Source organism: Streptomyces sp. SDT5-1 (genome assembly GCF_052245995.1).
GTDB lineage: Bacteria > Actinomycetota > Actinomycetes > Streptomycetales > Streptomycetaceae > Streptomyces.
In genome coordinates this window covers 7,498,185-7,520,918 of the sequence record NZ_CM125963.1, presented here as the reverse complement: position 1 = coordinate 7,520,918, position 22,734 = coordinate 7,498,185, and the positions used below count along the sequence as shown (strand labels likewise).

Genomic DNA, 22,734 nt, shown 5'->3' with positions numbered 1-22,734 from the left:
ATGTTAGCACCGATCACATCCAAGGAGCGTCCATGCCATCGACCGCCAAGCCGACCGACCGGACCGTAGAGGTCGATCTCGGAGGACGACTCGTCACCGTCCCCGAGGGCGGCCTCTACGACCGGTTCCGTATGGACACCGACCTCGACGAGGTCGCGCGGGACCCGCGGGTGAGCAGCGTCGACTTCTTCCGCCGGATGCCGAAGAGCCGCGTGGAGTCCCGCATCGGACCCACGCTGACGCCGAACTTCTACTACCGCATCTCCACGGCCCGGCTCACGATGCTCGCGCCGACCAGGGCGATCCGGGCCCGCCTGCCCCGGGAGCTCGACCCGCTCGAGATCGCCCCGGGGCTCGGCGTCGTCTCCCTGATGGCCTTCCGGTACGACGTGTGCGACATCGACTTCTACACCGAGGCCGCGGTCGGCATCGCCGTGAAGCCGGCCCGGCACGGCGGGCTCGGCCTGTTCGACCTGGTCACCGGGCTCAAGAACGACTCCCTGCACTCCTACGTCCTCTCGCTCCCGGTCAACACCGAGATCGCGCAGGTGCGCGGCCACGACGGCTACGGGTTCCCCAAGTGGGTCGCCGAACTCGACGTCGACATCGACGCCGAGCGCGCCTCCGCCCGCCTCGCCAACGACCGGGGCGGCCTCGACCTCACCCTGTCGGCCCCCACCCCGAAGCAGACCGCCCGGCCCAGCGGCGCACACGTCTCGACCCTGACCTCCTACACCACGATCGACGGCGCCTGGCACTCCACGACCAGCCAGATCAACATGCTCGCTTCAGGAACCACGCGCTTCCCCCGCGACGTGGACCTGCGGCTCGGCGAGGGGAGGGTGAGCGACGACCTGCGCTCGCTGCGGCCGACTCGGACGCTCCAGCTCGATGTCACCACCGAGGGCCAGCTGGCGCTGCACATGCCGGTGCCCACCTCCGTCCAGGACCGGAGCTGAGGACGGAGCGCCACCTCGCCGCCCCGGCCCGCATGAAGGAAGATCAGTCATGACCAAGCGCATCCTCAATGTCGTCACCAACGTCGGCCACTACGACGACCCCTCCCACGCCACGGGCCTGTGGCTCTCCGAACTCACGCACGCCTGGCACGTCTTCGAGGAGCACGGCTACGAGCAGACGCTCGTCAGCCCGGCCGGCGGCGCGGTGCCTCTCGAACCGCGGGCGCTGAAGTTCCCGAACTACGACAAGACCGCCAAGTCCTGGCGCGCCGACCCCGACAAGACGGCCCTGCTCGAGAACACGGCGAGCCCCGACCGGATCGACGCCTCCGAGTACGACGCGATCTACTTCACCGGCGGGCACGCGGTGATGTACGACTTCCCCGACAGCGAGGGCCTGCAGCGCATCACCCGCGAGATCCACGAGCGCGGCGGCATCGTCTCCTCGGTGTGCCACGGCTACTGCGGCCTGCTCAACACCCGCCTCTCGGACGGCTCCTACCTCATCGCGGGCCGCAGGATGACGGGGTTCGCCTGGACCGAGGAGGTCCTCGCCCGCGTCGACAAACTGGTCCCGTACAACGCCGAGGAGCAGGCCAAACAGCGCGGCGCGCTCTACGAGAAGGCGACACTGCCGTTCGTCTCCTACGTCGTGACCGACGGCAACCTCGTCACCGGCCAGAACCCGGGGTCGGCCAAGGCCACGGCGAAGAAGGTCGTCGAGGCCTTGGAGGGCGACGGCCGCGTCGACCCGCTCTGACCCGGCATCGCACTCACGTCGTTTCGCGAGTGCGGCCGCCGATTCCGTCCAGGAGGTACATGGTGCGGCGGTCGTAGTCGCCCCGGGGCGGCAGCTCGCCGTGCTTGAGGGCGAGGGCGTTGTCGAGGACGAGGGCGTGGAGGTCGCCCGCCGTGAACTCGGGCCGCAGCGCGCCGGCGGCCCGGGCCGCGGCGACGAATTCCTCGTTGGCCTCGCTTCCGGCCCGGCAGATCTCCATCAGCTGCCGCGCGTCCGGGTAGGTCTGCAACAGCACGTCGTTGAAGGCGGGTTGGCGGTACTGGAGGTCGCGGAGCGCGGTGAGGTAGTACGTGATCCGCTCGCCCGGGTCGTCGACGGCCCGCGCGCGGCCGATGAGGGCGAACAGCTCCCTTGCCACGACCTCTTCGATGACGGCTTCGATGAGGCCGATCCGCCCGCCGAACCGGTTGAAGATCGTCGCCTTGCTCACCCCGGCCGCCTTGGCGACCTCCTCCAGCGGCACCGTCAGGCCCTGGCCCTGGAAGGCGCCGATCGCGGCCGCTCGGATCTGCTCGGAATTGCGCCGGGCGTCGGCACGCAGCCGGGACCCCGCGGGGGTCGCACCGGTCATGCCCCTCACCACTTCCCATAACTTGACTCGCCGAGTCAGCTTACCTACGGTCGTCACCGGAAGTGAAGTTGACCAGCTTGGTCAACTTATGGTCCGCCCACCGCCACGACACAAGACGTGCACCGTGGGCGCTCGGAAAGGTGAAGAACATGATCGTTGTCACCGGCGCCACGGGTGGTCTCGGCGGAGCCACCGTCGAGCACCTCCTCCGGCGCATACCGGCCGACCGGATCGGTGTCAGCGTCCGCGACACCGCCAAGGCGCGACACCTCGCCGACCGCGGCGTGCGGGTGCGGCAGGGCTCGTACGAGGACCCGGCCGCACTGCGGCACGCCTTCGAGGGCGCCGAGCAGGTCCTCGTGGTCTCCGGCGGGAAGCCGGGCGACGACGTCGTCGGCCTGCACCGCAACGCCATCGAGGCCGCGGTGGCCGCGGGCGCCCGGCGGATCCTCTACACGAGCCAGCACGGCGCCGCACCCGGCAGCCCCTACGCGCCGTCGGAGGTCCACCTCGCGACGGAAGCACTGCTCGCGGGGACCGGGGTGGCCTGGACCGCCCTGCGCAACGGCCCGTACGGCCCCCTGGACCAGGTGCTCGGCCCGTGGCAGCGGACCGGTGTGATCGCCCAGCCGCAGGACGGCCCGACGCCCTATGTCGACCGTGACGAGGTGGCCGAGGCCACCGCGGTCGTCCTGGCCGGTGACCGTCCGTTCGACGGCCCCGTCGACCTGACCGCACCGACCGCCGTCACCCTCGGCGACCTCGCCCGGATGGCCTCCGACATCACCGGGAGCACGGTCGAGCGCGTCGTGGTGGACGACGAACAGTGGGTCGCAGGCCAGATCGCGGCCGGCGTCCCGGAGCAGGTGGCCCGCTTCCTGCTCGGCTGGTACGAGGCAAGCTGCGCGGGCTATTTCGCCGACGCCTCCCCGCTGCTCGCCGAACTCATCGGCCGCGAGCCCCGAAGCGTGGCCGACCGCCTCCAGGCCGCGAACGGCACACCCTGACTCCGCCGCGGCTTCCGCCCTCTCGCGTCACGCCGCGCTCTTCTTGCCCCGCCCCTTACCGAGGGCGTCGACCAACTCTTTCCGGTTCATCTTCGAGCGCCCCTCGATCCCCTGCTCGGAGGCCCGCTCGTACAGCTCCGCCTTGCTCAGCTCATCGAGTTCCTGCCCGGCGGACTGCTTCTTCTTCGGGGAGGAGGTGGAGCGCTTCCCGCCGCGGGCCCGTTCCAGGCTCTCGCGCAGGGCCTCCGTCAGGTCGACGACATTGGTGGGCTCGGGGGCCTCCTCGGCCGTCTCCACCTCGTGGCCCTCGGCCTTCGCCTCCACCAGCTCGCGCACCTTCGTCTCGTACGTGTCCCGGTAGCGCGACGGGTCCCATGGGGCGGCGAGGCTGTCGATCAGCTGGACCGCGGTGTCGAGCTCCTTGCCCTTGCCCGCGCGCCCGGACGGCAGTTTCGGCAGCTCCTTGGAGGGGTCGCGGACCTCGTCCTGCCAGTGCAGTGTCTGCAGTACGAGGATCTTGTCCTCGGCCCGCAGCGCGGTCAGGTACTGCTTTCCGCGCATCACGAAGGTGGCGATCCCGGCCTTGTCGGTCTCGGCGAGGGCGGCCCGCAGCAGCTCGTAGACCTTCTGGTTCTCCTTGTCGCGCGGAGCGAGGTAGTACGTGCGGTCGAAGTAGACGGGCTCGATCTCGTTCAGGTCGACGAAGTCGCTGATGTCGATGGTGCGGGAGCGGCCGGGAGCGATGTCGTCGAGCTCGTCCTGCTCGACGATGACGTACTGGCCCTCGGACACCTCGTAGCCCTTGACGATGTCGTCGGGTGACACCTTCTTGCCCGTACGTTCATTGACCCGCTGGTTGCGGATCCGGTCGCTGCTGTCGCGTTGCAGCTGGTGGAAGTGAGTGGTGTGGTCCTCGACCGCCGTGTACAGGCCGACGGGCACGTTCACGAGCCCGAAGGTGACCACTCCCGTCCAGATCGCGCGTGCCACCCGGCTCAGCTCCCTCCGTCGTGTGTGTGCGACTTCCATGGCCAGTGTCCTGGTGGCGCGCTTCGTCGGCCACCGGTCGGCACGGGAGCCGCGCCGCGTCCGCGTCAGATCGGTGCGCCCGCCTTGAGCGGCAGGACTGAGAGCACGGGCGGGCTCAGTCTTCGACGATCCGGCGCAGGTTGTCGATGTCGCCGCAGGCCGCGTCGAGGTGCTTGGCGCGGTCCTTCGTGAAGGCGGCGCCCAGCTCCTCGCGGCGTTCCATGGGGACGTTCTCGCGGGCTCCGTTGAGGATCGTCCGCTCCTCCTCGTCCGTGTGATGGGTGACCGCCTCGACGAGCTTCTCCAGCTTCTCGTCCCAGTCGTCACCGCCGACGTCGTCCACTTCGAGGAGGGCGAGGAGCGCCTTGTTGCCGTCGTCGTGCTCCTCCTTTCCGTGGTCGACCTCGTCGTTGTCGACGTCACGGAAGCGCTTGAGCGCCGGGTAGACCTCGTGCTCCTCGGCGAGCGCGTGGGCCACCAGGAGGTCGGCGAACTCCCGTAGCGCGTCGGCCCGTTGGGCCTCGACGCTGCGCATCCGGCGGAACAGGTCCTCCATCCGGCGGTGGTCGTCGAGGATCAGTTCCACGACATCCTTGGGCGCTGTCTCGTCCGGCATGGGGTGGCTCCTTCGGCGGGTGGTGGTGTCCTCACTCGCATCGGTCGCGGTGCTGACATCGATGGCGTGTCCCGGCTACTGAGGCGGGTACGGGGAGTCCTTCAGGAGTCGCGCGAGGTGGGCCGCGTTGGCCGCCAGGGCACGGGTGTTCGCGGCGACGCTCTCCGGTGTCTCGTCGAGGTCCTGGTAGTCCGTGCCGTGCTGCGCCTCCCCCACCCAGTACGTGACCGCGCCGGGCGCCAGCGAGAACCCCAGGTCGTTGAGCCCCTGGAAGACATCGGCGCTGACCTTGTGGGCACCGTCCTCGTTGCCGACCACGGCACCGACCTTCCCCGAGGGCAGCTGCCTGCCCTGGTCGTCGGTCTCAGAGATGTCGGCGTTGAGGCGCTCCAGTACGCGCTGGCACAGGCTGGAGGGGTGCCCGAGCCAGATGGGCGTGGCGATGAGCAGGATGTCCGCGGCGAGCACCTTCTCGCGCAGCCGGGGCCAGTCGTCGCCCAGGTCCACCTCGACTCCGGGACGTACGTCGAAGTCGGCGACCCGCAGTGTCTCCCCCTCGACGCCGAGTCCGCGCAGTTCGGCCATCACCTGGTCGGCGAGGAGCTGGCTGCTCGACGGGTCGGGCGACGAGGTGAGCGTGCAGACGAGGGCGAGAGCGCGAGTCATGGACGTGTCTCCTCACGGTGGGGGGGCGCCCGCCCGGCGCGGGCAGAGCCGCAGACGAGTACCCACACCTCACGCTCCGAATCCGTCCCCTGCGGCACGCCACGAGGCCGCTGGCGCGGCGCCGTCGCGTGCCCCAGGCTGGAAGAACAGGGGGCCAGTGACAGCGGAACGGGGGCCGACCCACAGGAGACAGTGATGAGGGCTCTGACCTGGCACGGAAGGCGTGACGTCCGGGTGGACACCGTGCCCGATCCGAGGATCGAGGACCCGACCGACATCATCGTGCGGATCACGTCCAGCGGTATCTGCGGGTCGGACCTGCATCTGTACGAGGTCTTCGGCCCGTTCCTCGATCCGGGTGACATCCTCGGGCACGAGCCGATGGGCGTCGTCGAGGAGGTGGGCCCCGAGGTGCACGCCGTCGCGGTCGGTGACCGTGTGGTGGTGCCCTTCAACATCTCCTGCGGCACCTGCTGGATGTGCGAGCGGGGGCTGCACTCGCAGTGCGAGACGTCCCAGGTGACCGACCAGGGCATGGGCGCTTCCCTGTTCGGCTTCACCAAGCTGTACGGTCAAGTGCCCGGCGGTCAGGCCGAGTTGCTGCGGGTCCCGTTCGGCAACACCCTGCCCGTCAAGGTCGAGCACGGGCCGCCGGACCAGCGCTACCTCTACCTCTCCGACGTCCTGCCCACCGCCTGGCAGTCCGTCGCCTACGCGGACATCCCCGAGGGCGGCACCGTGACCGTCGTCGGCCTCGGCCCCATCGGCGAGATGGCCGCCCGCATCGCCCTGCACCGCGGCGCGAGCCGGGTCATCGGCGTCGACCTCGTCCCCGAGCGCCTCGCCCGCGCCGCTTCCCGCGGCGTCGACACCATCGACCTGCGGGACTACGAGGACGGGGTGGGCGACGCGGTGCGCGACCGGACGGACGGGCGCGGCACCGACGCCGTGATCGAGGCCGTCGGCATGGAGGCACACGGCGCGCCGCTGGCACGGGCGGCGCAGCGGGCGGCCGATCTGCTGCCCGACTCGGTCGGCCAGAAGGTGATGGGCCGCGCCGGCGTGGACAGCATGGTTGCCTTCAACACAGCCGTCGACGCCGTCCGCCGCGGTGGCACGGTGTCGGTCATCGGGGTGTACGGCGGCGCCGTCGACCCGGTCCCGATGCTCACCATGTTCGACAAGCAGCTCCAGCTCCGCATGGGCCAGGCCAACGTCAAGCGCTGGGTCGGCGACATCCTGCCGCTGCTCGACGACGAGGACGTGCTGGGCGTCGAGGACTTCGCCACTCACACGCTGCCGCTGGAGGAGGGGCCTGCCGCCTACGCGACGTTCCAGGCGAAGGACGACGGCATGATCAAGACGGTCCTGACGCCCTGACCAGCATCCGACTCAGGAGACAGACACCATGACGCACGACGACGAACTGATGACCGTGACCCTCAGCACCTGCACGGAGGAGGATGCCCGCGGCGTCCTGGCGTACCTCGGCGCGGACTCCCCCACGACCTCCGACGACGTCCACCCGACGGTGTGGACGGCGGAGGTCTCCGCGAGCGACACGCCCGACCACCGCCCCGGCGCGCTCAAGGGCTCCGTGGCCGTGACGGTGCAGGGCGCGCCGCACGACGTCGAGGCGCTGCGTACGAAGCTGGATCAGGTCTACACGGTCGAGGACGCAGGCTCGGCCTCCGGCGACCAGGAACTCGACACGCAGTTCACGCTGACGTCGGGCTGAGATCTGGTGTCGCGCAGGCGGCTCACGAAGACGGGCAGGTCCTGACCACTTCCACGCCTCGGGCTCCGTCGCTGTCCGACAACGCAGAGACGGGGGCCCCGCCGCGACGGGGGATGCACGGCGGGGCCCTCCGGTCTCATTGTCGCACGACGCTTACTCGCGAGTAAGCGGGAGGGTCGACGAGGGATTTGCGAGCCCCGCGCCGTAGGCCGGGCGTGCGGGAGCCCCACCGCGACGGGGGAGACACGGCGGGGCCCAAGACAGCGAGTGCCCCGGCCCTGCGGCGATATGCACACCCAGCTCCGGCCGTGGCCGCACCTGCCCCCGTCGGCCGCTGCGCACCGGCCGCCCGCCGCCGCTCACGCCAGATCGGGCCAGCCCCGCCGGAAGTACGCGAACGCGGCGGCCAGGGAGTCACGGGGCGCGGGGTCGGAGGCCACGAGGTCGGGGAGTTCGAGGAAGTAGCGGGCCAGCAGGCGCAGTTCGACGCTGTCCGCGTCCTTGCCCGTCTCCTCGGCGATGACCTGCGCCAGCTCGTGCTCGCACTCCACCCACAGCGTGCGGGCGTACCGGCGCAGCGCGGGGGTGGTGACGACGAGGTCGAGGCGGCGGCGGAACTCGTCGTCGAGGTCGTCGGCGAACATGCCGCGTCCGGACATGAAGTCGTGCAGCGCGTCCAGCACCGAGACACCGTCGGCGCGCTCGCGGACGGCCGCCGTCAGGGACGCCTTGCGTTCCTCGCTGTCGCCGAGGATGAGCGCTTCCTTCCCACCGGGGAAGTGGGCGAACAGCGTGGTCAGGGCGGTGTCGGCGGCGGCGGCGATCTCGGCGACCTTCACGTCGTCGTAGCCGCGCTCGAGGAACAGGCGCAGGGCCGCGTCCGAGAGCGCCTTTCGGGTCGCGGCCTTCTTGCGTTCGCGCCTGCCCGGGGTCTGCTGCGTCTGCGTCATGCCGCCATGCTAGCGGCCTCTTCCTAGCCACTTCAAAACTGTAGTGATTGCGTTTTCCTAGTGACTATGGTTTTCTGAATTGGCGCGAGGCCGTTCCGCGCCCGCCGCACTCACCACCACCGGAAGGAGCCCGTCATGACGTCCACGACCCCGACCACGCAAGCGGGGACGGGGGCCGGGCCCTCCGGCCCCGTCGCCGCGCTCTCCAAGGCCGCCTTCTGGGCGATCCTCGCGCTCGTCCTGCTGGCCGATGCGCTCGACATGATCGACTCGACGGTCACCAACATCGCGGCGCCGACGATCGTGGCCGACATCGGCGGGGGCGAGGCCCTCGTCAAATGGCTCGGCTCCTCGTACGCACTCGCGATGGGCGTGCTGCTCGTCATCGGAGGAAGGCTCGGCGACAAGTACGGTCAGCGCCGGCTGTTCCTGATCGGCATGACGGGCTTCACGCTCGCGTCCGCGCTCGCGGGCCTCTCCCCCGCTCCCGCGCCGCTGATCGTGGCCCGCGTACTACAGGGTGCGTTCGGCGCGGTGCTGATCCCGCAGGGCATGGCGATCATGGCCCGGAACTTCTCGCGGGAGCAGATGAGCAAGGCCTTCGGGCTGTTCGGCCCGCTGCTCGGGCTGTCCTCGGTCGGCGGCCCCGTCCTCGCCGGATTCCTCATCGACGCCGACATCGCGAGCCTGTCCTGGAGGCCGATCTTCCTCATCAACCTGATCCTCGGCACGGTCGGCGTCCTCGCCGCCGCCAGGCTGCTGCCGCGCGACGCGGGCGACCGGTCCGTCACCGTCGACGGCATCGGCTCCGGGCTGCTCGCCGTCACCATGTTCGGCCTGATGCTGGGCCTGATCGAGGGCTCCACGGAGGGCTGGAACGCCCTGGCCATCGGCTCCCTCGCCGTCGGCCTGGTCTTCCTCCTGCTGTTCTTCCGCCGTCAGCGCACGGCTGCGGAACCCCTGATCACGCCGTCCCTCCTCAAGAACAAGGGCTTCACCTCCGCGCTGGTCCTCGGCCTGTTCTTCTTCGCGGTCACCTCGGGCCTGATCTACGTGATCTCGCTGTTCATGCAGCAGGGCATGGGCGTCGCGCCCGCCGACGCCGCGCTCGGGCTGCTCCCGCTCACCCTCGGCATCATCGTCTCGGCGTTCGCCACGATGGGCGGCCTGACGAAGCGGCTCGGCCGCCACGTGGTCGCGCTCGGCCTGCTCCTCACGCTCGCGGGCGGCGCGGCACTGCTCGCGCTGGTCGTCGCGCAGGGCACGGCCCTGTCCCTCTGGACGATGGCCCCCACGGTCTTCGTCATCGGGCTCGGCATGGGCTGCTGCTTCGGTACGGTCTTCGACTTCGCCCTCGGTGACGTCTCGGCCGAGGAGGCGGGCAGCGCCTCCGGCTCCCTCACGGCGATCCAGCAGCTGGCCAACGGTCTCGGCTCGGCGATCGTCACCACCGTTTACTTCCACGCCGGTGCGCCCGCGCACGCGATGACCGTCTCCCTGGTCGTCGTCCTCGCGGTGACCGCGGCCTGCCTCCCGGTGGTCCGGCTGCTGCCGCGGCGAGCGGCGGAGGACCCGCACGGGCACTGACGGGGACCGACGGGCCCCGAAGGCCGCTCGAGGGCGATGAAGGGCACCGTCCCGGCCATCGCCCGAGAGCGCGTCCGACGGTAGCTTGGAGAAGAGGTCGCCCGAGGGAGGCTGGTCGCATGCCGTGGTACGTCTGGCTGATGGCCGCCGCGGCGCTGGGCGCCGCGGAGGTGTTCACGCTGACCGTGGTCTTCGGCCTTTTCGCGGGGGCGGCCCTGGTGACGGCGGTGGTCGCCGGCGTGGGTGTCGGCCTGTTCGGCCAGCTCGTGGCGCTCGGCGTCACGGCGGGGGCGGGACTCCTCCTCGTACGCCCCGTCGTCCTGCGCCACCTGGCGCAGACGCCCCTCGTCCGCGACGGAAGCGACGCGCTCATCGGCAAGCGGGCCGAGGTCGTGCGGGAGGTCACCGCGACCCGCGGCCTGATCAAACTGTCCGGCGAGGAATGGTCCGCCCGCGCGCTCGACGAGAGCCAGGTGATCCCCGTGGGGGCGCTGGTCGACGTCATGGAGATCGAAGGCGCGACGGCGGTCGTCTACCCCAGAGATCTCCTGCCCTGAACCCGCGTGGTGACCATCCAGCAACGGAGGAACCGTGGACGCAATCCTCATCCCGATCCTGGTGGCGGCCATCGTCGTCATCTTTCTCGTGGCCACCTCCGTACGGATCGTCCCGCAGGCCCGCCGCTACAACATCGAGCGGTTCGGCCGCTACCGCCGCACGCTGCAACCCGGCCTGAACCTCGTGCTGCCCGTGGCCGACCGGGTGAACACCAAGCTCGACGTGCGTGAGCAGGTGTACTCGTCCGATCCCAGGCCGGTCATCACCGAGGACAACCTCGTGGTGAACATCGACACCGTCCTCTACTACCAGATCACCGACCCCAGGTCGGCCGCCTACGAGGTCGCCGACTACCTCCAGGCGATCGACCAGCTCACCGTGACCACGCTCCGCAACGTCATCGGCAGCATGGACCTGGAGGAGACCCTCACCTCGCGCGAGGAGATCAACACCCGGCTGCGTACGGTTCTCGACGACGCCACCGGCAAGTGGGGCATCCGCGTCAACCGCGTCGAGATCAAGGCCATCGATCCGCCCAACACCATCAAGGAGGCGATGGAGAAGCAGATGCGGGCCGAGCGCGACAAGCGCGCGGCCATCCTGCACGCCGAAGGCGAACGGCAGGCCAAGATCCTCACGGCGGAGGGAACGAAGCAGAAGGACATCCTGGAGGCCCAGGGCACGCAGCAGGCCATGATCCTGCGGGCGGACGGCGAGGCCAAGGCCGTCGAGCGCGTCTTCCAGGCGGTCCACCGCAACAACGCCGACCCGAAGATCCTCGCCTACAAGTACCTCGAGACGCTGCCCCACTTGGCGAAGAGCGAGAACAACACGTTCTGGGTGATCCCCGGCGAGCTGACGGAGGCGGTCCGCTCCGTCTCCAGCGCCTTCGGCGACCACTCGACGATGGGCCTCCCCAAGGACGTGCGGCCCGAGGAGTCCACCTCCGACGACACCGACACCCCGGAACTGACGGAGCCGAACACCACTGCCGTCGCGGCGGCCGACGAGGTCGCCAAACAGGCCGCCGCCGCGGTCAACAACGCGAAGGCGGAGGCCGAGGCCGCACAGTCCACGCAGATCCCGGGACGGGGCAAGCCGTCCACCGACTGAACCTCTGAACGCCCCCTCACTCGTAACGCAGACGCAGCGACTCCCGTTCGTTCTCCCGTACCTGATCGAGCGTCATGTCCGGCAGGTCCAGCTGGGCCAGCGTCACCTCGGCGCTGCTCGGCTGGGCGTCGGCGGGCAGCCACTGTTCCGGCCGCCAGGCGTTGGCGCGCATCAGTGACTTCGGGCAGTGCGGGTAGACCTGTTCGACCTGCACCACAAGGGCGGTGACCGGCGGCTTCCCTACGGGTGTGAGCTGGGCGAGCAGTTCGGGGCGCGCCGAGACACAGGCCCGCCCGTTGACCCGCAGGGTGGTCGGCCGGCCGGGTATGAGGAAGAGCAGTCCGACGCGGCCGGTCTCCAGCACGTTGTGCATCGTGTCGAGCCGCTTGTTGCCGGTCGCGTCGGGGATCACCAGGGTCTGTTCGTCCAGTACGGAGACGAACCCGGTCGGGCCGCCGCGCGGTGTCACGTCCGCCCGCCCCTCGGCGTCCGCGCTCGCGACGAACACCAGCGAGGAACATCCGACCAGCGCGCGGGTCTCCGCGTTCAGTCGGTCGGTCTCCTTGCGCAGCGCGTGCGGGTTCGGCTGCGGGTAGAGCTCGCGCAGTTGGTCGGGGTTGGTGAGAGCGTCCGCCTGGAGGGAGGCGAAGAGCGAGTCGGTGGCACCGGCGTTGATCGTCATACGAGCGACCCTAGAAGGTGTCCCGGAGCCCGTGGGCGGAAACCGGGCACGGGATCCTGTCGACGGTGTGCGTCACGGGGGCGGGTTCGCCGGTCAATGGTCCAACGCCCGTCATCCGCAGGGAAGTTCGGTGCGGAGCCATACCCACCGCTCCCCCGGTTCCGTAAAATGGACCGGCTGGAGGGCCGACGCGGAGCGAGTCGACGATCCGATCGCGGTCCGGGCTGGAAAGCGGGGGGCCGCCATGGAGACCACCAGTCCCTCTGGGTCCACGGAGCCGCCGGATCCGCTCGACGGCGAGCCCGCGGGCCCCACCGTGGTGAGCTTCTACTCGTCCACCGGAGGCGTCGGCCGCACCATGGCCGCGGCCAACGTGGCGTGGATCCTCGCCAGCGCCGGCCGCCATGTCCTGTTGATCGACTGGGACCTGCCCTACCCCGGCCTGCACCGTTTCCTGCGGCCGTTCCTGACCGACCCCGAACTCGCCCGCACACCCGGCATCGTGGATCTGGTGCTCGCGCACCGGGCGGCCACGGGCGCCGGGCCCGACGTCGATCTCGCCCGGCACACGGTGACGCTGCACTGGGCCTTCGACAACCCGTCGGGGCGCATCGACTTCCTCGGTGCGGGGCGCCAGGACAGCGCGTACGCGGACGCCGTCGCCGCCTTCGACTGGCCGGAGTTCCGCGACAGCGCCGCGGGCGGCCGGTTCATCGGGCAGCTGCGCTCGGCGATCCGCTCGGGGCCGTACGACTACGTCCTCATCGACACCGCGGGCGGCCACCCCGACACCCCGGGCGTCTGCGCGCCCCTGCCGCCCGACGTGCTCGTCATCGGCTTCACGCTCAACAACCAGGCCATCGAGGGCGCCGCCGCGATGACCGCGGCCATCCAGCGCACCGCGCCGCACGGCCTTCGGATCCTGCCCGTGCCCATGCGGGTCGAGCAGGGCGAGCCGGAGAAGCGGGAGCTGAGCCTCGCGCTGTGCCACCAGCGCTTCGCCCGGCTCCTGCCCGGCGCGGAGGGCGCCGAGCAGTCGCGGTACTGGGGCGCGGTCGAGATCCCTTACCGGCCGCAGTACGCGTACGAGGAGGTGCTCGCCACCTTCCACGACCGGCCCGACTCGGGGAACACACTGCTCGCCGCGTACGAGCGGCTCACCTCCGAGATCACCGAGCGCCGCGTGACGCGGCTGGTGCCGATGGACGAGGGACGCCGCCGGATGTATCTGCGCCGCTTCGAGCGGCAGACCGCCGACGCCCCGCGCACCGCCTACGTCGTCTCCTCGCCCAGGGACCGGCTGTGGGCCGACTGGATCCGTGAGCAGTTGCGGCAGGCCGGGATGACGCTCATGGAGCGGGCGCCCGGCAGCGGTCATGACCCTGAGCTGCCGGACGTGGACTCCATCGTCGTCGTCCTCTCGCCGACCCTCGCCCTCGCCCCGGACGCGGAGCGGGTGATGGAGCTGTTCCTGCGCGGCGCGGCGGGCAGCCCCTCTGGGCCGCCCGGCCTGGTGGCCGTGCGTGTCGAGGAGGGCCAGGACCGCAGCCTGGACAGCGCGTTCACGGCGATCCCGGGTGTGAACCTGAAGGACCACGACGAGGAGACGGCACGGCAGCTGCTGATCGAGCAGTTGGGTCGGATCGCCGCGCTGCCGCCGCTGATCGACGAGGATCCGTCCGACACAGGCCCCCGTTTCCCCGGCCGCACCCCCGCCGTCCGCGACATGGCCCCGCTCAACCCGGTGTTCGTGGGGCGCGAGCCGCTGATCACGGAGCTCCGCAACCGGCTGCCGCCCGGCGCCGGCGCGAAACCGAGCCTGCTGAGCGGCCTGCCGGGGATCGGCAAGAGCCAGATCGCCCTGGAGTACGCCCACCGCTTCGCCTCGGACTACGACGTGGTGTGGTGGATCGACGCCCGTCAGGCCATCTCCGTACGACGCTCCCTCGCCCTGCTCGCGCTGCGCCTGGAGGCCGTGGCGTCGGCGTCGATGCCGAACGCGGCGGAGGCCGCACTGCGGGCGCTGTGCGCGGACGACCGCAAGCACCGCAGGTGGCTCCTGGTGTACGACAACGCGGACACGCCGGGCGACGTGGTCACCCTGCTCCCCGAGCCGGGCGCGGGGCACGTCCTGATCACGTCGCGCAGCGCCGCGTGGAAGGACACCATCGCCCCGCTGCGGGTCGGCGAGTTCGCCCCCGCCGAGAGCGTCGAGATGCTGCATCGCCGGATGCCGCACCTGGACCCGCGCGAGGCGCACCGGCTCCTCGACACCATCGGGCATCTGCCCCAGACCGTGGAGCAGGCGGCGGCGTCCCTCGACGTGTACGGCGAGGCTCCGGGCGACGCCGTGGACACCTACGTCACCCGGTTCCGGCACGCACGGCAGCAGGCGCCCGCCGCGGACTTCGCCGAGTACGCGGCGACCACGGCGGCGGCCTGGCGCCTCACCCTCGACGACCTGCGCGCGGAGCAGCCCGCGGGCAGCCGGCTCCTGGAACTGATCGCGTTCCTGTCGGCCGACGGGGTGGCCCTCGATCTGCTGCACTCCCCGCGTGCGCTGGAGCTGCTGTGCGCGGCCGACGAGCGGCTCGTGGACACCGTGCTGTTCCCGCGCGTCCTGCACGACCTGGCCCGGCGCGCCCTGGTCAGGGTCGACTACCAGGGCCGCGGCCGCATCCTGTCGCACTCCCTGTTCCTGGCCTTCCTGCGCGACCACATGGACGAACAGTCGCAGCAGAGCACCCGCCACCAGATCCTGCGGCTGCTCGCCGACTACGCGCCGCCGGATGCCTCGGCCGACGACACCTACTACAACGACGGGTACGCCGAACTCAACAAGCACATCAACCCGTCGGGCGCGCTCGACAGCACGGACGACGCGGTGCGTCGCTGGCTCGTCAACCAGGTGCGGTTCCTCTGGCGCACCCACCAGTGGTTCAGCGCCGTAGAGCTGGGCGACCGGGTCCTGGCCCGCTGGCAGTCGGCTCGGCCGGCACGCGAGGCGGATCCGCTGCTGCCCCGGCTGTGCGTGCAGCTCGCCAACGCGCACCGCGCACTGGGCGAGTTCGGCCGCGCCGAGCAGCTGAACACACCGGCCCTGGAGGAGTTGCGGCGGATCCTGGGCATCGAGCACCCGCACTCCCTGACGGCCGCCCGCAGCCGCGGCGTCGATCTGCTCTACGCCGGACGGTTCCTCGACGCCTTCACGGAGGACCAGGCCACCTGGGACGGCTACCGGCACCTGTTCGGCGACGAGCACCCCGACACCCTCAGCGCCGCCAGCAATCTGGCCGTGTCGCTGTCCCTCACCGGCGTCCCCCAGGAGGCGATCCAGCTCGACCGGGAGACGTACGAGCGCCGCAAGCGCGTGCTCGGCGCCGACCACCACCGCACCTGGGTCTCGGCCCGCAATCTCGGCACGTACTACCGCGAGCTCGGCCAGTACGAGACGTCCCGCGTCCAACTGCGCGAGGCCTATGAGCAGTTCACGCGGATGGGCGAGGCGGCGAGGATCGACCGCTCGCACACCGCCCGCAGCCTCGCCGCGACCCTGCGCCGGTGCGGTGGCTCCGGCCTCGTACGGGAGGCGCAGCGCCTCGACGAGATGGCGCTGGAGCGCTACCGCGAGCTGGGCGGCGCCCGGCACCCGAACGCGCTCGCCTGTGTGCTCAGCCTGGCGGCGGACTACCGGGCGCTCGGACGGCACGAGCGCGCCAGGCAACTGGCCGACGAGGTACTGCCGTTGTACGAGCAGGTCTTCGGCGCCCAGCACCCCTTCACCCACATCTGCCGCGTGAACCTGGCGCTGCTCACCCGCGAGTCCGGCTACTCCTCCCCGCACCCGGACTGGGGAGAGGAGGGCCGCCGGGGGCTCGCCGACACGGTCGGCGCCGAGCACCCGTACACCCTCCTCGCCTCCCTCGGGCAGGCGAACGCGCTGATGGCGGCGGGCCGGGCGGAGGAGGCCCTGCGTCTCGACGAGAGCACGGCGGCCGGGCTGCGCACCCGGCTCGGCCCCACGCACCCGTACACGAAGGCGGCCGAGGAGAACCTGCGCGACAGCCGCCACCGCGCGGAGCGGCGGGCGGACGGCGCCGTGCCGGACGGCCGCCCGGCGCATCCCGTACAGGACCGCGGGCGCACCGACATCGACATCGACATGCCGATCTTCTGAAGACACCGAGGGGGCCGGCCGTGACGTACGAGGACCGCATTCCGGGGCAGCCGCATTCGGTCGCCCTGGTGTCCGCCGGGTCGGGCAGCGGAAAGACGCTGATCGCCGCGACCGCGGCCATGCTCACCGATGCCGCGGTACGCGACACCGGCCACGAGATCTTCCTGATGGACGGCGACACCGCGAGCGCCGGACTCACGCGGCTCCTGACCGCGTACCGGGGCGCCCCGCGCCACCGGGATCTCGCGGACTTCGCGCTGGATCGGCGGGTGGAGCTCGCGCACCGCTCCGTGGAGGGGTTGCTGCGGCCGCTGTGGCCGGCGGACGACGCGGAGCCGAGCACGTACCTCCTGGGCCTGGCCGAGCCCGGACGACTGGCGGCGGCCTCGGACGTGCCGGCCGTCCTCGCGTGCGCCGTCGACCGGCTCACCGAGCTGGCGGGACTGCTGGTCGTGGACTGCCGGGCGGGCTGGGGACCGGAGACCCTCGCGGTGTGTTCCAGGGTCCAGCACATCGCCGTCGTGACCGAGCCGCAGGAACTCGCCGCCGGAACGCTGGAGCGGTTGCAACACGCCCTGTGGGAGCGGGGCCTGATGGGCCGTGTGCTCGGCTGCGTACTCAACAAGACGCAGCCGCACGACATCGCGGGCGAGCCACCACCGCTGCCCGTCGTCGCCGAACTCCCCTACGACAAGGAGGCCGCCACGACGGCAGGGCCCGGAGAACTCCCTGCCACGGACGGCCCGTTCAGCGCCGCCATCCGCACCGCCATCGCCACGTTCGCCCCCGAGATCTTCCCGGGTCCCGCGTGACCCCCGACACCGAAGGACGGATCGTGTCACCGACGGAGCAGCTTCCGCACACCACGCGCGAACCGGAGATCCGCGTCGCGGCCCACGTGCGCCGCGCGGAGAGCCAGTCCCTGATCGACCTGTGCCGGAGCGCCTTCGCCGCCGACGAGCCCCGCTCCCTCCAGTACGTCGCGCACTACCTGAACGGTGTCTTCAACTTCTCCGCCGACCTGCTCGACGCCCACGCCCTCGACGGCCACTTCAAGCCCGGCGACAGCAGGGACCGCCGCCGGGACTTCTATGCCCGGATGGGCCGCCAGCTCAACTACCTCGTGAACCGGCTCGACGAGTCGCTCGCCCCCGTGGAGAGCGGCCGCCTGATCCGCACGGTGTGGGACCTCCACGACGGCGCGCTGTACCACTACGTCGTCCGGCCCGGCGAGTGCCTCGTCGGCGTGGCCCTCGACACCGCGTCCGTGCACCGTGCCGACCAGGCGATGGCCGCGCTGGCCCTGTCCGTCCAGTCGAGCCTGCACCGATCCGCGCCCGACGCCGGCGGCTTCCTCTACACGGCCGCCCACCGCACGGAGCTCGAGCACGAGCGGGAGCGGGAGCAGGAAGAAGCGGACAGAAGGCGGTCGGCGCGGGCCGGAGGAGTGCCGCGGCAGCGCTCCGGGAGCCGCCACACCCATGTGCCGCAGCCACTCACCCCGCTCCAGCAGGACCTGCTCGGCCTGTGCGCGGCCGCCGTCAGCGTCCAGGACCTGCACTACGTCGCGTACTTCCGCGCCGGCGACCACCACTTCGCCGTCGACGTCCTCGACCACGAGAAGCTGCGCCCCTACTTCGCGTGGGTCGGCCGCGACGAGCGGCGCGAGCGCTACGAACACATCGGGCACCGACTCCACTTCATCACCGGACGCCTCGACCACACCCTGGTCCCCGTGATCGGCAGCCGGCTGTCGCGGACGGTTCTCGACGTCGAGGAGGGCGCGGTCTACTACTACGCGGTCGGCGACGGCAGCTACCTGCTGGGCGTCACCCTCGACCAGAACCGGGTGGGCCGGGCGGACCAGCGGATGACACACCTGCTTGCGGACATCAGGTCGTGTTCCGCGGCTTCGGGCGCCGAGCCCGGCATGTCGGAGTGACATGGGCGGCCGCCCGGCGCCGCCCTCCGGCGGACCGGCACGGCTGTCACCGGCGATCAGGGGTCTGCTGCTCGCCCCGGCGCTCATGGCCATCGGTTGGGCGGTGGCCCGTTTCGGTGACGTGGAGGACATCAGCGGCTCCGACGGCTTCCTCGCCCTCGCGACGATCCTGCTGGCGGTCGGCCTGTACGGCAGCACGTACGGGGTCAGTCGTTCGGACGTGCGGGACGAGCTTCCGACCGTTCTGACGGCCGTCACCGTCGGTGTGGTGTGCAAGGCCGCGCTGATCGCCGGGGCGCTGTGGTGGGTCGTGCCGGACCCGTCGTACGTGCTGCTCGCCGTCGTCATGGCACAGATCGACCCACTGGCGGTGTCGGCGCTCCTGGACCGCTCCCGGCTCTCGCAGCGGGGCCGCGCGGTCCTGGCGATCTGGGCGTCCTTCGACGACCCGGTGACGGTGCTGCTCGCGGCGTACGTCGCCCGGTTCGCGCTCGCGGGGCAGTCCGGTTCCCCGGTGCGCACGACTGCGGGCGCGTACGCCGTGGAACTGGCGGCCAACGCGGCGCTCGTGGCGGTCGCGCTGGCGGCGCATCGCGGGCTGCGGACGGCGCGGCGCACGTGGCCGGGAGCCGAGCGGCGGGTGCACGTCGCCGAAGTGGCGCTGCTGCTGGGGTTCCTGGCCGCCGCGGTGCGCTGGTCGTTGCTGCTCGGTCTCGCCGCCGTCGGCCTGTTCTACCGTCCGCGGCTTGGGGCTTGGCTGGAGCGGGCGGTACGGGGCGCGTTCGTGGCGGCGGCCGTCTCGCTGGGACTGCTGCTCGTCCTGGGGGTCGACCCGCTGCGCGGCCTCGTGCTGGGTGTCGCCGCGTTCGCGGCGCAGGGAGTGGTGGGGTGGTTCGTCGCGCGGCGCCTGGAGCACATGGACCGCGTGCTGCTGGCATGCCAGCAGCAGAACGGCATCACCGCGATCATCCTCGCGCTGATGCTGGAGCCCGATCTGCCCCGCACGGTGGCCATCGTCGGGCCGGCGATCGTGGTGGTGAACGCGCTGCACTTCACCGCCCACACATGGTGGTTTCCGCGCTACGCGCGACGACGCGCAGACGCCGAGGGGGGACAGCGACATGGAGTGTGAAGTGAAGGCGGGGGCCGCGGAGGTGACACGCAGCCAGTTCGGCCCGCAGCCCGCTTACGACATACGGCCCGGAGCCGGTGACCGGGCGCACGTCGTCATCGGGTCCGGCGTGAGGCGGCTCTACGTTCCCGAGCCGATCGCCGACCTGCGTCTGGAGCGCGAGCCGGGGGCCGGGGCGCTCGACGAGCCGCTGTCGGTGATCCTCCCCACCAGCGCGGCGCAGCGGAACATGCGTCTGACGGTGGTGGGCCTCGAGGTCGCGGTGCAGCGGGCGCCGGCCGCCCTGGTCCTCGGCGAGGGCAGCACACTCGTGTCGCTTCAGGGCTGCGACCGGCTCGCGGCGCTGGAGATCACCGGCGCCGCGACCCTGCGGGTGCCGCTGCACGCCACCACGGTGACGTTCGCCGAGGGGCGGCTCGCCCCGGCCGATGAGCTGACGGCCGACGAGGTCCGCGGCGAGGCCGTCGTGCTGACCGGAGTCTCGGGCCGCCCCCGGGCGACCCTGCGGTCCGGGGCGCTTCGCGGGGTGCGGGCGGTGTCCCTGGCCTCCGGCACCCGTCTGCTGGTGCGTGGCGTGCAGGGCGACAGCGGCATCGTCTTCGGCGGCCCGGGAGAGCTGGCGGTCGAGGGCGGGTCCCTCGATTCCCCCGTCTTCCGGGGCGAGTTGGGGCTGACCGTGCGGGAGGGCGGCAGGATCCTGCGGGCCCGCGGCACGGTGCACACCCTGTCGGCGGAAGGCGGCAGCCGAGTGGACGGCCATCCCGACGCGGGCCTTGTCGTCGCGGGGGTGGAGTCGGTCGAGGACGCCGAGCTGTCCGCCGTCAACGCGTTCGAACTGCGCCCGCACTCCCTGGCCGAGCTCAAGAAGGCGGCACATGTGTCCTTCTGGGCGGGCCGCAGCGCATCCGACGGCGTCAAACGCGCCCGCGCCATGGACCGTCCGGGCGAGGACCGCGAGCTGGCGAGGTACTGGAGCGACCTGCTGCACCAGGTGGAGGAGAGCCACGACCACGCTCAGGTACGGATGACAGCGCGCCGCGCCGAACTGGACTACCGCCGCAAATCCCTGCCCCTGTGGAGCGCCGACCGTCTCGCCCTGGAGATCCTCCGCCCCATCCAGTACGGGCAGAGCGTCCTGGCGCCGCTCGTCGCGCAGCTGATCATCTGCGTGTGCGGTGCGCTGCTGCTGCGCTCGATCGACATGCTGGCCGACGACTCGGCGCGCGGCACCCTGGTCATGGTGGTGCGGCTGTACTTCGCGGCCCTCGCGGGCACGGGCCGGAACCCTGCCTTCCGACCCGACTCGCTGCCGGGGATGTGGGACACCGCCGTCTGGCTGGTCTGCCTGCTGACGAGCATCTTCCTGTTCGGGGCCGCGGTCCTCGCGGCGAGGCGCCGCATCATCGCCGGGTGAGGGGACCCGGGGGCGTCAGCGCAGCCGCCACCGGTCGAGGCAGCGGCCGAGCCGCGCGTCGAGCGGCTCGGCCGCCGGTTCCGCGGCGTTCACCACCTCGGCGTAGCGGCCCTGCTCCACGTGTGCGGCGACGGCGGCCGGGTCCGCCTCGGCCGCCGCCGTCAGGAACTCGTCGGGTACCCGAATCGCCTCGTCGCGCCGGGAATTGCGCCGGTACAGCATCGGCCGCGGCGCGGTGACGTACAGCGCGTAGGTCTCGTAGCGCCCGAGGGACGGCAGCGCGGCGAGGGTGGCGCGGTAGTCGGAGGAGGAGAACTCCACCAGCACCACACCCCCGCCCTCCGCTTCCGCGGCGATGGCCGCGTCGAAGGCCTCCAGCGCCTCGGCGACCAGCCGTGGCCGTTCGTCGAGGACGAGCATCCCCCGCTCGTAGTGATAGCCCCGCCCTTCCACTCCAGGCGGGCACAACGCACGGTGGACGGTGTCGAGTTGCAGCAGCCGTACGTCCTGGGGTGCGAGCAGCCGGGCGAGGCGTGCGGCGGCGGTGCTCTTGCCGGCTGCGGGCGGCCCGACCAGGAGAAGTGCGCTCGTCACGGCGTCTCGAAGAAGAGCGGCGACAGTTCGGGGCAGCCTCCGCCGCCCGCTCCGTTCCCGTCAGCGCCGGCCCGGGGCCCCAACAGCTTGGCGATGTCGAGCAACTTGTCGGTGGGCAGCGCGGGGCTGTGCGTGAGATTCGGCTGGATCCAGGAAATCGCCGCAGGCAGCAAAAGGGCGCTCCCCAGCCTCCCGTAGGCCTCGAGAGCACAATATCGAAGAAATGCGTTGGCGACCGGGAGATAGAGCCGTCCCTCGCGCCAGAAGTTTTCCATCTCCGCGACGTCGTACCAGGCGAAATCGCTCCCCTGCCGCAACGACGACTGCCGTGGAACGGTGAAGAGAAAGGTCATGTCCACATAGTGGTTCTTCTCGCCGCGCCGCATGTTCGTACAGGCCAGCAAGGGCCCCGGAGTGAAGACGCTTTCGTCGTCCAGGAGAAAGCGGTCCTTGCCGTGCCGCAGGATGACGTCCGTGATGTTGGCGTCCGAATCCAGTGGGCCCCCGAAGGTGCCGTACTTCTGATCACCGTTCTTCCACTCCCGCTTGGAGAGGAAGAACGTCCCCTCCTGGCAGGCCACCAGCAGGCATCCGACCCCCAGGATCGGCCCTTCCAGAAGGGACTCCTTGATCCGCTTGAGCGCCTCGGCGCACCACAGGAAACCCTCGTTCCACTTCCCCGCCCACTGCGCGAGAGGCTGGGTCTCCTGGGGGATGGCATAGTGCGGATTCCCCTTGCTGGAGATGTAGTTGAGGACGTCCCAACTGTCACCCGACAGCATGAACACCATGAAGGCGACTCCGGGGCAGCACTCCCGCACGCTGTCGATCGCGGCGAAGATGCCGTTCCTCGCCGCATGCGGGCCCACGAACAGCATCACCGCGTGGCACGGGTCCCCGGACTCCGACGTCCCGACGAATCTGTCGAATTGCTCCCGCCCGTCCAATCCCCCGTCTATGTAGAAGGAGTCACGGTCGAAGACAAGGGCCTGCGCGTCGTATTTCACATTCAGCAGTGGCTTGCATCGCTTGTTGAACTCGTTGTCCAGCCAGCGCGTTTTCATTTCGAACGCCTGCCCGGCGCTCCCTTGACCGATCAACCCGGCTTCCAGCAACGGCCCCAGATCGTCCCTACAGGCCAGGGCCATCACCTTCAAGATCGGCATCGCCCATCTCCCCCCGTGTGCCCACCGGCTGTGT

21 protein-coding genes are annotated in these 22,734 nt (G+C 71.0%); 13 read left to right on the top strand and 8 right to left on the bottom strand.

Annotated elements, in window-relative coordinates:
- The first annotated feature begins 32 nt into the window (after nucleotides 1-32).
- Entirely contained in the window at nucleotides 33-959 is a 927-nt protein-coding gene (locus tag ACTWJ8_RS34565) for an acetoacetate decarboxylase family protein (RefSeq protein ID WP_443261462.1), read from the top strand.
- Nucleotides 960-1,008: 49 nt separating this feature from the next.
- A complete protein-coding gene (locus ACTWJ8_RS34560; protein ID WP_443261461.1) occupies nucleotides 1,009-1,719 on the top strand; it encodes a type 1 glutamine amidotransferase domain-containing protein in 711 nt (236 codons plus the stop codon).
- A 13-nt stretch (nucleotides 1,720-1,732) separates the two neighbouring features.
- On the opposite strand, the gene ACTWJ8_RS34555 is transcribed toward ACTWJ8_RS34560, so the two are convergent.
- Nucleotides 1,733-2,329, bottom strand: a complete 597-nt coding sequence (locus ACTWJ8_RS34555) for a TetR/AcrR family transcriptional regulator (protein WP_443261460.1) — start codon at nucleotides 2,327-2,329, stop codon at nucleotides 1,733-1,735.
- 149 nt (nucleotides 2,330-2,478) lie between these two features.
- Between ACTWJ8_RS34555 and ACTWJ8_RS34550 the strand changes: the two genes are divergently transcribed.
- Nucleotides 2,479-3,336, top strand: a complete 858-nt coding sequence (locus ACTWJ8_RS34550) for an NAD(P)H-binding protein (protein WP_443261459.1) — start codon at nucleotides 2,479-2,481, stop codon at nucleotides 3,334-3,336.
- Between the two features lie 27 nt (nucleotides 3,337-3,363).
- Here ACTWJ8_RS34550 and ku read toward each other — a convergent pair whose 3' ends face one another.
- The 3 genes from ku to ACTWJ8_RS34535 all read right to left on the bottom strand — a co-directional run bounded on the left by ku (nucleotide 3,364) and on the right by ACTWJ8_RS34535 (nucleotide 5,647).
- Complete coding sequence (gene ku, locus ACTWJ8_RS34545; RefSeq protein WP_443261458.1) at nucleotides 3,364-4,326, bottom strand: non-homologous end joining protein Ku; 963 nt, start codon at nucleotides 4,324-4,326, stop codon at nucleotides 3,364-3,366.
- Between the two features lie 154 nt (nucleotides 4,327-4,480).
- A complete protein-coding gene (locus tag ACTWJ8_RS34540) occupies nucleotides 4,481-4,981 on the bottom strand; it encodes a hemerythrin domain-containing protein (RefSeq protein WP_443261457.1) in 501 nt (166 codons plus the stop codon).
- Nucleotides 4,982-5,056: 75 nt separating this feature from the next.
- Nucleotides 5,057-5,647 (bottom strand): flavodoxin family protein, encoded by a 591-nt coding sequence (locus ACTWJ8_RS34535; protein WP_443261456.1) that lies wholly within the window; start codon nucleotides 5,645-5,647, stop codon nucleotides 5,057-5,059.
- A gap of 195 nt (nucleotides 5,648-5,842) precedes the next feature.
- Here ACTWJ8_RS34535 and ACTWJ8_RS34530 point away from each other — a divergent pair, with 195 nt between their 5' ends.
- Together ACTWJ8_RS34530 and ACTWJ8_RS34525 are read left to right on the top strand one after the other, a co-directional pair.
- Nucleotides 5,843-7,027, top strand: coding sequence for a zinc-dependent alcohol dehydrogenase (locus tag ACTWJ8_RS34530; RefSeq protein WP_356373340.1), 1,185 nt, complete (start codon nucleotides 5,843-5,845; stop codon nucleotides 7,025-7,027).
- Nucleotides 7,028-7,055: 28 nt separating this feature from the next.
- The gene (locus ACTWJ8_RS34525) at nucleotides 7,056-7,385 is read left to right on the top strand and encodes a hypothetical protein (protein WP_356373341.1); all 330 of its coding nucleotides are present in this window, start codon (nucleotides 7,056-7,058) and stop codon (nucleotides 7,383-7,385) included.
- A 359-nt stretch (nucleotides 7,386-7,744) separates the two neighbouring features.
- Here ACTWJ8_RS34525 and ACTWJ8_RS34520 read toward each other — a convergent pair whose 3' ends face one another.
- A complete protein-coding gene (locus ACTWJ8_RS34520; protein WP_356373342.1) occupies nucleotides 7,745-8,335 on the bottom strand; it encodes a TetR/AcrR family transcriptional regulator in 591 nt (196 codons plus the stop codon).
- Nucleotides 8,336-8,470: 135 nt separating this feature from the next.
- On the opposite strand from ACTWJ8_RS34520, the gene ACTWJ8_RS34515 reads away from it, so the two are divergent.
- The 3 genes from ACTWJ8_RS34515 (at nucleotide 8,471) to ACTWJ8_RS34505 (ending at nucleotide 11,593) form a co-directional block, all read left to right on the top strand.
- Nucleotides 8,471-9,922, top strand: a complete 1,452-nt coding sequence (locus ACTWJ8_RS34515; RefSeq protein ID WP_356373343.1) for an MFS transporter — start codon at nucleotides 8,471-8,473, stop codon at nucleotides 9,920-9,922.
- Nucleotides 9,923-10,041: 119 nt separating this feature from the next.
- Nucleotides 10,042-10,479 carry an NfeD family protein gene (locus tag ACTWJ8_RS34510; RefSeq protein WP_356373344.1) on the top strand — a complete coding sequence of 146 codons (438 nt, stop codon included), beginning with the start codon at nucleotides 10,042-10,044 and terminating at the stop codon, nucleotides 10,477-10,479.
- Between the two features lie 34 nt (nucleotides 10,480-10,513).
- Entirely contained in the window at nucleotides 10,514-11,593 is a 1,080-nt protein-coding gene (locus ACTWJ8_RS34505; RefSeq protein WP_356373345.1) for an SPFH domain-containing protein, read from the top strand.
- A 16-nt stretch (nucleotides 11,594-11,609) separates the two neighbouring features.
- Here the strand turns inward: ACTWJ8_RS34505 and ACTWJ8_RS34500 are convergent, their stop codons facing one another.
- Nucleotides 11,610-12,275 carry an MSMEG_1061 family FMN-dependent PPOX-type flavoprotein gene (locus ACTWJ8_RS34500; protein ID WP_356373346.1) on the bottom strand — a complete coding sequence of 222 codons (666 nt, stop codon included), beginning with the start codon at nucleotides 12,273-12,275 and terminating at the stop codon, nucleotides 11,610-11,612.
- Between the two features lie 244 nt (nucleotides 12,276-12,519).
- Here ACTWJ8_RS34500 and fxsT point away from each other — a divergent pair, with 244 nt between their 5' ends.
- The 5 genes from fxsT to ACTWJ8_RS34475 are packed head-to-tail and all read left to right on the top strand — an operon-like array spanning nucleotide 12,520 to nucleotide 20,940.
- A complete protein-coding gene (gene fxsT / locus ACTWJ8_RS34495; protein ID WP_443261455.1) occupies nucleotides 12,520-16,452 on the top strand; it encodes an FxSxx-COOH system tetratricopeptide repeat protein in 3,933 nt (1,310 codons plus the stop codon).
- Nucleotides 16,453-16,472: 20 nt separating this feature from the next.
- Nucleotides 16,473-17,264, top strand: a complete 792-nt coding sequence (locus ACTWJ8_RS34490; protein WP_443261454.1) for a hypothetical protein — start codon at nucleotides 16,473-16,475, stop codon at nucleotides 17,262-17,264.
- A gap of 23 nt (nucleotides 17,265-17,287) precedes the next feature.
- Nucleotides 17,288-18,394, top strand: coding sequence for a hypothetical protein (locus tag ACTWJ8_RS34485; protein WP_356373349.1), 1,107 nt, complete (start codon nucleotides 17,288-17,290; stop codon nucleotides 18,392-18,394).
- Nucleotide 18,395: 1 nt separating this feature from the next.
- The gene (locus tag ACTWJ8_RS34480; RefSeq protein ID WP_443261453.1) at nucleotides 18,396-19,526 is read left to right on the top strand and encodes a cation:proton antiporter domain-containing protein; all 1,131 of its coding nucleotides are present in this window, start codon (nucleotides 18,396-18,398) and stop codon (nucleotides 19,524-19,526) included.
- Entirely contained in the window at nucleotides 19,516-20,940 is a 1,425-nt protein-coding gene (locus ACTWJ8_RS34475) for a hypothetical protein (RefSeq protein WP_443261452.1), read from the top strand. Before ACTWJ8_RS34480 ends, ACTWJ8_RS34475 begins: the two co-directional genes overlap by 11 nt.
- A 15-nt stretch (nucleotides 20,941-20,955) precedes the next feature.
- Here ACTWJ8_RS34475 and ACTWJ8_RS34470 read toward each other — a convergent pair whose 3' ends face one another.
- A complete protein-coding gene (locus ACTWJ8_RS34470; protein WP_443261451.1) occupies nucleotides 20,956-21,534 on the bottom strand; it encodes an AAA family ATPase in 579 nt (192 codons plus the stop codon).
- On the bottom strand, nucleotides 21,531-22,700 hold the full coding sequence (locus tag ACTWJ8_RS34465; protein ID WP_443261450.1) for a hypothetical protein: 1,170 nt from the start codon (nucleotides 22,698-22,700) through the stop codon (nucleotides 21,531-21,533). The genes ACTWJ8_RS34470 and ACTWJ8_RS34465 overlap by 4 nt, the downstream gene beginning before the upstream one ends.
- Nucleotides 22,701-22,734 lie beyond the last annotated feature (34 nt).